This window comes from Pseudomonas sp. GW531-T4, from assembly GCF_017349615.1.
Classification (GTDB): domain Bacteria; phylum Pseudomonadota; class Gammaproteobacteria; order Pseudomonadales; family Pseudomonadaceae; genus Aquipseudomonas; species Aquipseudomonas chlororaphis_I.
This window is the reverse complement of sequence record NZ_JACMZT010000035.1, coordinates 61879-72071: the sequence shown is the minus strand read 5'-3', so window position 1 is coordinate 72071 and position 10193 is coordinate 61879. Positions and strand designations below refer to the sequence as shown.

The 10193-nt window shown below is 62.5% G+C and carries 8 protein-coding genes; 1 reads left to right on the top strand and 7 read right to left on the bottom strand.

Annotated features, from left to right (window positions below; genetic code table 11):
* Window positions 1–220 precede the first annotated feature (220 nt).
* The 4 genes from J4D28_RS23405 to J4D28_RS23390 form a co-directional block, all read right to left on the bottom strand.
* The gene (locus tag J4D28_RS23405) at window positions 221–850 is read right to left on the bottom strand and encodes a class I SAM-dependent methyltransferase (protein ID WP_016702950.1); all 630 of its coding nucleotides are present in this window, start codon (window positions 848–850) and stop codon (window positions 221–223) included.
* Between the two features lie 36 nt (window positions 851–886).
* Complete coding sequence (locus J4D28_RS23400) at window positions 887–1909, bottom strand: PQQ-binding-like beta-propeller repeat protein (protein ID WP_016702949.1); 1023 nt, start codon at window positions 1907–1909, stop codon at window positions 887–889.
* A gap of 125 nt (window positions 1910–2034) precedes the next feature.
* On the bottom strand, window positions 2035–2442 hold the full coding sequence (locus J4D28_RS23395) for a VOC family protein (protein ID WP_198560295.1): 408 nt from the start codon (window positions 2440–2442) through the stop codon (window positions 2035–2037).
* Window positions 2443–2468: 26 nt separating this feature from the next.
* Window positions 2469–3587, bottom strand: a complete 1119-nt coding sequence (locus J4D28_RS23390) for a M48 family metallopeptidase (RefSeq protein ID WP_124301580.1) — start codon at window positions 3585–3587, stop codon at window positions 2469–2471.
* A gap of 803 nt (window positions 3588–4390) precedes the next feature.
* Here J4D28_RS23390 and J4D28_RS23385 point away from each other — a divergent pair.
* Complete coding sequence (locus J4D28_RS23385; RefSeq protein ID WP_028683953.1) at window positions 4391–6364, top strand: translation factor GTPase family protein; 1974 nt, start codon at window positions 4391–4393, stop codon at window positions 6362–6364.
* Between the two features lie 17 nt (window positions 6365–6381).
* Here J4D28_RS23385 and J4D28_RS23380 read toward each other — a convergent pair whose 3' ends face one another.
* The 3 genes from J4D28_RS23380 to ppk2 form a co-directional block, all read right to left on the bottom strand.
* The gene (locus J4D28_RS23380; RefSeq protein ID WP_028683952.1) at window positions 6382–7350 is read right to left on the bottom strand and encodes an aldo/keto reductase; all 969 of its coding nucleotides are present in this window, start codon (window positions 7348–7350) and stop codon (window positions 6382–6384) included.
* A gap of 143 nt (window positions 7351–7493) precedes the next feature.
* Complete coding sequence (locus tag J4D28_RS23375) at window positions 7494–9281, bottom strand: SulP family inorganic anion transporter (RefSeq protein WP_028683951.1); 1788 nt, start codon at window positions 9279–9281, stop codon at window positions 7494–7496.
* A gap of 48 nt (window positions 9282–9329) precedes the next feature.
* On the bottom strand, window positions 9330–10151 hold the full coding sequence (gene ppk2 / locus J4D28_RS23370) for a polyphosphate kinase 2 (protein WP_009048999.1): 822 nt from the start codon (window positions 10149–10151) through the stop codon (window positions 9330–9332).
* Window positions 10152–10193 lie beyond the last annotated feature (42 nt).

The following is a 10193-nucleotide window of genomic DNA, read 5'->3' as shown; positions in this document are numbered from 1 at the left end:
GCGCTTACGCGTCCGTCGCCGTGCTGCACTTGTCGCGTATGCCCGATGAAGCCTGCCCGCTCCCACTGTCCGATGACCTCCGCGAACAGGCCCTCCGGCAGCGGATAGACGATGTGATCAAGATGGGATATCACCAGCGCTCTCCCTGCGGCTGCAATCGATGTCCAGTTCCCCCGTCGCCCGCCGAAGCACCGTCCTGTGCTCAGGCATGGGTATCGGTCTAAGGGCGCTTGCCCCGGGTGCAAAGCGTCAGCCCGTGCTCGTGCACGCCACCGCTTTTCACCTCCTGGGTCACCGCCTGCAAGCCCGCCGCCTTGAAGGCGTCGAGATAGCGAGCTTGCGGCCAGCGCGTCAGCTTCACGCCCAGCTCTTGCGCCCAGTCCTGCGACTCGTGGCTTTCCTCGTAGTAGTCGACCATGACGATCAGTTCTCCGCCCGGCGCCAGCAGGCTGGCGGCTTTCTCGATGGCGGCGGCGATGTTCTCGAAGTAATAGAACACCTCCATGGAGAAGATCAGATCGAAATGGCGGCCTGCTGGCGGGCGCCAGTTCAGGAAGCTCTCGACATCGATCTCGACGTTATCCAGGTCGGACACCCTGGTGGCGCACATGCGGGCCATTTCCTGGCTGAGTTCCACGGCAAGGCAATGCCCGCTGGCGAACTTCGACCTGGCCATGTACTCCAGGGCGTAACCATTGCCCGGCCCGATCTCCAGGTAACGCCCTGTAGATGGTTCAAGGGCGGACAGCACAGGCTCGACCCGGGCCCAATGTTCCCGGGCCATGTCCACCGCGCCATCCTCGATGGCCCACTCGTCGAAGAGCGCCTCGACTTCCAGTTCGTGACTCATCCAACACTCCTGTTTGCAGTTGGGATTCGACCCGCGTCAGCGGATCCATCGATAGAAATGTACGGCGTTGCGATGCGAGCCGATCACCAGGTGACCGTCATCCGTAAGCAGTGGCGAGGAATGAAAACCGCCACTGTGCTCCAGGCGCCACAGGCTCTCGCCGGTGCGTTGCGCCAGGCAATGCAGGCGCTCATCCGTGCCGACCAGCAAGGCATCGCCGGAAGGCAGCACGGTAAAGGGCGTGTACCTGAACTCGCACTCCAGGTTGACCCGCCACAGGCATTGCAGGCTGTGCAGGTCGATCCCGTACACATGCCCGTCATTGCTGCCGACGTACGCCACCCCCTGCGGGGACAGGCTCGGGCAAGACACCACGAAGCCATCGGTGTGAAATTGCCTGAGGACCGTACCGCTTTTGGTCTCGAACACGATGATCTTGCCGTCGACTTCCGTGCCTATGACACCACGCCCCGAGGCATGGTCGATCGCCGCGGTGCCTTCGAACCTGCCGGTTTCGGTGATTCTCCAGCGCTCCTCGCCGTCGGGCCTGAAGCACATCAGGATATTGTCGGTGCCGACGATGACATTGCCGTCCGCATCCAGTGCTGGCGAGCTGTAGAGATCGTCCTCCACCTGCTCGTCGAACGACTGCTTCCACAGCAACCTGCCCGAGGCATGGTCAAGGGCGTACAGCGTATGATCGTAGCTGCCTGCGTAGACGATGCTTCTGGCTGGATCGATGGTCGGGCTGGCATGGAATGGCCCCTGGGCATGAAAGGCCCAGAGGCATTCGCCATCCTGGCTTATCCGGCGCAAGACATGGTCCTCGCAACCCACCACGAAACTGCCATCGTCCGACACCGCAGGAGAGCTGTAGACCGGCCCCTGGGTCGCGAAACGCCACTGGTGCGCGCCATCGCGCAGGCTGACGCACTGCAGGCTGTTGTCCCAGCAGCCGAAAACGATGCGGTCCTCGCCGATCCTGCACGGAATGCTCCATACCCGTTCGGCGCAGGGAATCGTGCGCTGATGAGTCGGCTTGGCGTGCCAGTCCAGCACCGGCGTATCCCGCCATGGCCTGTAACAGCGCAGCGCCTGGTTGTTTTTGTACCATGTGCTTTGCAAATGCTCAGCGTAATCCGACACGCCACCCTCCCCGGACACTTCCCGGTCCGTCGCGCTGCTTATTGGCACATTGTCCGCCTGGCGTCTTCTATGCCGCCGCCGTACTTCTCGGATATCTCGATCTTGTAACCATTGGGATCGAGAAAATAAACCGAACGTGAAGAGTGGTATTGAACTTCATAATCGGGGAGCAACTTCACGCCGTGATCGCGTAGTTGCGCCAGAACATGGTCGAAGTCTTCCACCAAAATACCGAAGTGAGTAATTTCCAGGCCATCATTCTTTACACCCCGCCCTTCGGCATATTCATGCATGCATAAATACAGTGTCCGATCCGCGCCAATAATCATCCAGCGGGTAAAGGCACGAATACCCACTTCCTTCACTTCGAAACCGAACACCCGCGCATAAAACGCCTGGCTTTCTTCAATATCGGCCACATCGAGCTGGATATGATCGATACCCACGATTCTGATCCTGTCGAGCGGAGCATTCATTGGACAAGCCCTCGATAATCATCCGGCAACAGGCCGTCGGTTTCCCAGGTATCGATATAGGATTTGAAGAACGGCAGCACTTCCGGCGAATGTTGCCGGGCTACTTCATAACCGGCGATACCGGCGGATATATTTGTCTTGTCGAGTAACAGGGTGCTCTTGAACGCGTCCAGCGCCTGGTCGAAGTTCCCCAGTTGCTGATGACAGGCACCGATCATGTATTGCGAGTAAGTCACCCGTGGAAAACCGATGTCGTAAGCCTTCTGGAAGCGTTGCAACGCGCGTTGCCATTGCCGGTCGACCACTTCGACCTCACCGGCCTCGTGATAGGAAATACTCCAGTCGGGATCGTAGGCAAGCAGCTCATCGGCCACACGCCGGGCACTTTCGACATCGTGGGCGACGTAGAGCATTTCCTTGAGCTTCGACTCGTAGACAGTCTTGCGTGCTTCCCGGGCCTCGATACTGCCGCCTCTCTCGCCGCGCAACACCGCCTCGGCATACTCTTCGGCCAGCAGCATGTATTGCCGCGTGGTGGCGACGTCGCCCCGGGCCGCCGGCACCATGGCCAGGCCGCGATAGAACGAAGACAGCGAAACCAGATCCGCCGGCGTGGTGCTCGAGGCAATCTGCTTGACCGCCGCCTCGCCCGTGCCGATGAACCAGCGGTTCAGCTCGTCATCGATGGCATTGCCCTTGATTTTCCAGACGATCGCCTGGGAGCAGACATCCAGCACCCGGGCTGGCGACAGCCGATGGGCCTGCATGAGCGCCTTGAGTGCGGTGAAGTCGTCCTGATGCGAGGATTGCATCTCAAGACGGTTCTGAATGGCAAAGCGGGCCAGATGATAAGTCACCCGCTGATCGGGATAGAGCGCGTCATAAGGTACCTCGGCCAGTACCTGATTGGCGAAGCGGTACCGGCAGCTGGCGGCCAGGGACTGTGCCAGGCTCAGTTTCTGCACCGGCGGAGCCCATTCGCGCAGGTCCGCCAGCCACTTCAGCTTGGCGACCGGACCGTCCATCCCGTACGAGAAAAACTCGAGCTCATCGACGCTGATGGCGTGCCGCTGCGCGACTTCGACCAGTGTCGAGGGTTCAAGAAGTTGAGGCACCCGATAAGGCACTTCATCGAAATTCTGTTCCGCCAGCCCCGCACACACAGAGCGGGACCAGTTCGTTTGATGCACGCCCGCGTCATCGTAAAAGAACACGGCGCGCGAGAATGCGTCATCCACTTTTCTGGACATATCATCTCCCTATGACATGTAGGAACCGCGAGAGGTGTGATTAAAAATACGGCCGAAGCAATGCTTCGGCCGTACTTCACAAGACACCGGTATCTTGTGTACAGCAGACAATCAGAGGATGAACAGCGCCGAAAGGATTCGGGTCTGAACGCTTTGATATTTAATCATTTCACTATCTCCATGTGATTAAAGGTTGCTGCCGAGTTGCAGCGATATCAGGTCTAGTTGCCACCCCGAAAAAGGTCAAGGAAACTCATCCAAAAAAATTTATTTAACCGAAAAGCAGTAGCAGAGAAAAAAACCGCTCATCCTTTATATACTTAGAACATATACTCAACCGCACAAGAATTTAACTGAACAGTTAGAACACATATAGAGTCCATTGTTATCAGCGACTTACCCGCGCAAACAAAATGGCAACGGCGCCACTGCGACCATCCACTCGAACGGTTATCAATCGCTGCGCCGTTTCATTTGAATGCCTATACCCACGAGCTTATCGCCGCAACAACTTGTAATACTTCGCCTTTGCTTGACGCTTTCACAAAACTCAACTAATTAAACTTCCTTCCAGAACGGTACATGGACTTGTCCGCAGACGGAAACAAGGCACATGAATGGAACTCAACAGGCTGCCCGGCAGTCGCGAAGATCAGGAGCGATCGACGATGAAATCCCTGAGCATGGGTATCCTGGCGCATGTCGATGCCGGCAAGACCAGCCTGACCGAGCGGATACTTTTCGACGCTGGCGCCAGGCCGCGCCTGGGCAGTGTGGACTCGGGCAGCACCTACACCGACAACCTGCTCCTGGAGCGTGAACGCGGCATCACCATCAGGTCCGCGGTGGCTTCGTTCGAGCTCGACGGCATCCTGGTGAACCTGCTGGACACTCCCGGGCACCCGGACTTCATCGCCGAGGTGGAGCGCACGCTGGCCTTGCTGGACATCGCCATTATCGTGGTGTCGGCGATCGAGGGGGTCCAGGCCCAGACCCGCGTACTGGTGGGCGCCCTGCAGCGACTGGCGATTCCCCATGTGTTCTTCGTCAACAAGGTCGATCGCAAGGGGGCCGACTTCCAGCGCACCCTGGAGGCGCTCGGCAGCCACCTGAAGAGCCGGCCCCTGTCACTGGTCAGCGTGCACGATGCCGGGACTGGCCTGGCGACGGTCGAAACCAGCGATCCGGCGGCGCCCCAGGTGATGGCGCAGTGGCTGGATCTGCTGTGCGAGCATGACGAAGCCTTGCTGCACGACTATGTCAGCGCCCCTGAAGCCATTGGCAAGGCGCGCCTCGAGCGGGAGTTGCGCCAGCAACTTGGCCAAGGCCTGGTCAACCCGGTGTTCGCCGGGTCCGCCATCACCGGGGTCGGCGTCGCACAGATGATCGAGGCAATCACCCGGCTGGCCCCGGTCAAGTCTTATGACGCCAGTGCCCCTGTGCTTGCCTCGGTGTTCAAGATCGACAGAGGCTGGGGTGGGCACAAGCGCTTTCATCTCTGCATGCTGGCCGGGACCTTGCGCCTCAGGCAAACCGTCGACACGCCGCAAGGTGCGTCCAGGGTCACCGGCATTCATGTGTCCGCCAGCGGCGGCTTGCAACCCGCCACCCAGGCCACCGCAGGCCAGATTGCCTGCATCACCGGGCTCGAAGGCGTGCGCATCGGTGACCGCATCGGCGCTTGCAGCGAGCGCGGCAAAGGCGCCCACACCTTCACCCCCCCGGCTATCGAAACCCATGTCTCCCCCGCTTCGCCGGGGCAGACCAAGGCGCTCTGGGAGGCGCTCAGTGCGCTGGCCGAGCAGGATCCACTGATCGACCTGCGAAGAAATGCCGCGGGCCAGGTGTTCGTCTCGCTGTACGGCGAGGTACAGAAAGAGATCATCCAGGCCACGCTGCAGGACGAGTACGACATCCAGGCCCTCTTCGAGGAAAGCTCGGCCATCTGCGTCGAAACGTTGCTGTCGAGCGCCGAGGGCCTGGAGTCGCTCGACGATGAAGGCAATCCCTTCCTCGCCACCGTGGGTATTCGGGTCAGTCCGGGGGCGCCGGGATCGGGCCAGACATTCATCCGCGAAGCCCATGCCGGGCTGATGCCGACGAGCTTCTACAAGGCCATCGAGGAATCGGTCTTCGAAACCCTCCGGGAAGGCCGGCATGGCTGGGCGGTGCACGACTGCGAAGTCGCGCTGACCAGGGTCGACTATGCATCCCCCTCGAGCACGGCCGCTGATTTCCGCCACCTCACCCCCCTGGTGCTCGCTGCGGCGATCGGACGGGCCGGTACCCAGGTGTGCGAGCCGCGCAGCCAGTTCCGCATCGAGGTGCCCGCGGCGCTGAGCAGCCCAGTCCATGCCTTGCTGGCCAAGGCCGGCGCCACCCTCAACGGTGCGACCCTGAGCGGCGAGACCGTGCGCATTCAAGGCTCGATCGTCACCACGCGCATCTACCGGCTGCAACATGAAATCCCTAACGCCACCAGCGGCCTGGGCTTCATGGAAAGCGAACTCGCCAGCTATGCGCCAGTTGCGGGAACACCCCCCTGCCGGGAGCGGACCATGGCCAACCCTTACAACCGGCATGACTACCTTCGGCAGGTACGGCTCGGCCTGCGCATGGGCAGGCCGGCCAGCAACGCCTGATCACCTCGGCCCCGGGTTCAGACCACGGGCGCGGCGCTTACCTGGTTCAACTGATACAGATCGGCCTGCGACAGCTGCAACTGCGGGGCCGCCATGATCTCCCGCAGTTGCTCGACCGAGCTGGCTCCCACCACGGGTGCGACCACGGCGGGGCGAGACAACAGCCAGGCCAGGGCAACCTGGGTGCAGCTGCTGTCGCGCTCCTGGGCGATCCGCCGCAGCACCTCGAGGGCCTGCCAGTTCCGGGCGTTGAAGTAGTCTCGCTGCACGCCCGCCGCGCGAGGCGAGCCCGGCAAGGCTGCCTGCTGTTGGTAGCGGCCGCAGAGAAAGCCCTTGGCCAAGGGGTTGTAGGGCAACAGACCGACCCCCTCCTCCACGCACAGCGGCTGCAGTTCGGACTCGATTCGATCACGCTCCAGCAGGTTGTAGCGTTCCTGGACGCTGACATAGCCCGCCAGGGCCGAGCGCTCGCTGATCGCCAGCGACTTCATCAACCGCCAGGCCTTGAAGTTGGAGCACCCCACATAACGAACCAGCCCACGCTGCACCAGATGGTCGAAGGCCCGTAGCGTCTCCTCCACCGGGACATCGTCGTAGTCGTCATGCGCCTGATACAGGTCGATGCAGTCGACTTGCAAGCGGCTCAAGGAACCTTCGACAGCCTTGACGATATGCCGCCAGGAAAGCCCCTGGTCATTCGGCCCTGGCCCCATGCGCCCGGACACCTTGGTCGACAGCAGCACCTCGTGCCGCTTGGTCGTGGTCTGCAACCAGCGCCCGACGAACTCCTCCGAGGCCTTGCCACCCACCCCGTCGGCAAAGACCGGATAGACATCGGCGGTGTCGATCAGGTTGCCGCCTGACTCGACGTAGGTATCGAACAACCTGCGCGATGTCGCTTCATCCACCCACCAGTCGCATTGCGCGGTTCCCAGCGCAATGGCGGAAACCTTCAGCCCTGAACGGCCAAGACGCCTGTAATCCATGATCGATCCTTACTTCCCTGTGGTATTGGTTCCATGCATCCGCGGCGCAGTATAGTCGCGGCCGCCTCTGGCGCTCCCGCCCTCGCGCGATGATGTGGCGCAGCGACAGCGAGACAAACAAGCGCCAATCAGGCGCCTGCCGTTCAAGGTTGCTCGTCGTACCCTTCCCCCTCCAGCGGCTGTATCGCGAGGTAGCTGTCGACGGCATCGTCTATGGTCGGGAAGAACGCCGCTTCGCCAAACCGCGCGAACAGGCCGAACCGCTTGAGCTTGTCCTTGACCGGGTCTTTCATCTGCGCCACGCACAGCTTGATGCCGGCCTGGTGCAGGGTGTCATCCAGCTCCGCCAGCATGTCGGCGGACGTCACGTCGACGCTGGTCACCGGTTCCGCCGCCACCACCAGCCAGCGCACCGGTGTCGGCGAGGCCGCCACGGCGTCCAGCACCCGGTCGTGGAACAGCTCGGCGTTGGCGAAGAACAACGGTGCATCCCAACGAAACAGCACCACGCCGGGGATCAGGCGCGCATCGGGATAACGCGTGATGTCGTGATAGCCCTTGATCCCTTCCGCCCGTCCCAGGACCGCCGAGTAAGGGCGCCAGCCATCCCACAGGAACTCGATGACGGCAATCACGATGGCCAGGCCGATGCCTTCGATCGCGCCCAGCACGGCCACGCCGACGGTGCAGACGATGGAGAGCCAGCACTCCCAGCGCTGGATGCGGTAAATCCGCCGCAGGTCGCGGATTTCGATCAGGCCGATGGCCGATGCGATCACCACCGCGGCCAGGGCGCTGATGGGCAGGTCCTCCAGCAGGTCCGGCGCCAGCACCAGCAGCAAGGCCACGGCCAGCGCGCCGACGACCCCGGTCAACTGGGTCCTGGCGCCGGCGGCCTCGGCCACGGGGGTGCGCGAGGAACTGCTGCTGATGGCAAAACCCTGGAAAAGACCGGTCGCCAGGTTGGCGACGCCAAGCCCGACCATCTCCTGGTTCGGATCGACATAGCTGCGGGTCCGCGCCGCGTAGACCCGCGAAAGCACGCTGGTATCGGCGAACGAAACCAGGGCCACCGCGCAACCGCCGATCAGCACCGGGCCGATATCGGCACGGGTGATCCAGGGGATGGCGAACGCCGGCAGGCCCTGTGGCAGCTTGCCGAGGACCGACACGCCGGAGTTTGCCGCCAGGTCCAGCGCGGCGACGGCGACTGTCGCGGCGGTGACGGCGATCAGGATCCCCGGCACACGCTTGCTGTCCTTGAACAGCAGGATCACCCCCAGGGTCGCTGCGCCGACCAGGCAGGCGGTCCAGTTGGTCTTGCCCTCCAGTATCGCGGTGACGATGGCCCACAGGTTGCTCAGCGGCCCGTCGGCCTCGACCGAAAAGCCGAAGAACTTCGGCAACTGGCTGATCAACACCGTCAGCGCGATGCCGTTCATGTAGCCGTAGCGGATCGGCTTGGACAGCAATTCAGTGACAAACCCCAGGCGCGCGATGCCGGCCAGGACGCACACCGCCCCGGCCACGATGGCCATCATCCCCGCCAGGGCCACCGCGCGCTGCGGGTCGCCGCCGGACAATGGCAGGACCACGGCGAGAATCACCGCGGCCAGCGACGAATCCGGCCCCAGCACCAGGATCCGGCTGGGCCCGAACAGTGCATAGGCGAACAACGAAACTATGGTCGCGTAGAGGCCATAGATGCCGGGCAGGCCCGACGCCACCGCGTAGGCGATGCCGACAGGCACCAGCACCGTGGTCAGCACCAGCCCGGCTTCGAAGTCGTGGCGCAACCAGGCCATCCGATAGTCCTGCAGCATGCGCAGCCCGGGCAGCCAGCGGCTCCAGCGGTTGTGCCCGGCGCCGGCATCCCGGCGGGCAATCCGGCCGGGCTCCGGGACGGGCGGTGGAGAACCCGAGTGGCTCATGGAACGCTGGTCCTTTGTGTGCGGTGCGGATGTGCCTGGAGGCGCCGGTCAGAACTTCTGTGGAACCCGCCGCAGCGGATGGTCCGACGCCCGATAGCCGCCCGGCTTCTGGCGTTTGGGCAACACCACTTTCTCTCGTGGCACTTCCTTGTAGGGAATGCGGCTGAGCAGGTCGGAGATGATATTCAGGCGCGCGCGGCGCTTGTCGTTGGAGTCGGCCACCAGCCAGGGCCCATGTTCGGTGTCGGTGGCCTTGAACATCTCGTCGCGGGCGCGGGAGTAGTCATACCAGCGGCTGTATGACTTGACGTCCATGGGCGTCAGCTTCCAGATCTTGCGGCCATCCTTGATCCGCGCTTCGAGGCGGCGGGTCTGTTCTTCCGGGCTGACTTCCAGCCAGTACTTGAGCAGGATCACGCCCGAATCGACGATCGCCCGCTCCACCAGCGGCACCGCCTTGAGGAAGGCGACTGCCTGCTCTTCGCTGCAAAAGCCCATCACCCGCTCGACGCCCGCGCGGTTGTACCAGCTGCGGTCGAAGATCACCACTTCGCCCGCGGCGGGCAGGTGCGGCAGGTAGCGTTGCAGGTACATCTGGCTTTTCTCGCGGTCGGTCGGCGCCGGCAGCGCCACCACCCGGAACACCCGCGGGCTCAGGCGTTCGGTCAGGGCCTTGATGGTGCCGCCCTTGCCGGCGCCGTCGCGCCCTTCGAAGACGATGCAGATCTTGATGCCCTTTTCGCGCACCCATTCCTGCAGCTTGACCAGCTCGACATGCAGCCGCCGCAACTCGTCCTCATAGTCTTTTTTGCTCAGCTTCGCGTGCTCAACGGCAGTGCCCTTGGTGGCGCCCTTGTTGTTTTTTGCCATGACCGGAACCTCGTGCCAGACGTTATAGATCGCGTGAGTCTA

Coding starts and splice junctions, on each gene's coding strand:
- J4D28_RS23405 (WP_016702950.1), bottom strand. CDS start 850: ATGAGTCACGAACTGGAAGTCGAGGCGCTCTTCGACGAGTGGGCCATC.
- J4D28_RS23375 (WP_028683951.1), bottom strand. CDS start 9,281: ATGAGCCACTCGGGTTCTCCACCGCCCGTCCCGGAGCCCGGCCGGATT.
- ppk2 (WP_009048999.1), bottom strand. CDS start 10,151: ATGGCAAAAAACAACAAGGGCGCCACCAAGGGCACTGCCGTTGAGCAC.
- J4D28_RS23380 (WP_028683952.1), bottom strand. CDS start 7,350: ATGGATTACAGGCGTCTTGGCCGTTCAGGGCTGAAGGTTTCCGCCATT.
- J4D28_RS23385 (WP_028683953.1), top strand. CDS start 4,391: ATGAAATCCCTGAGCATGGGTATCCTGGCGCATGTCGATGCCGGCAAG.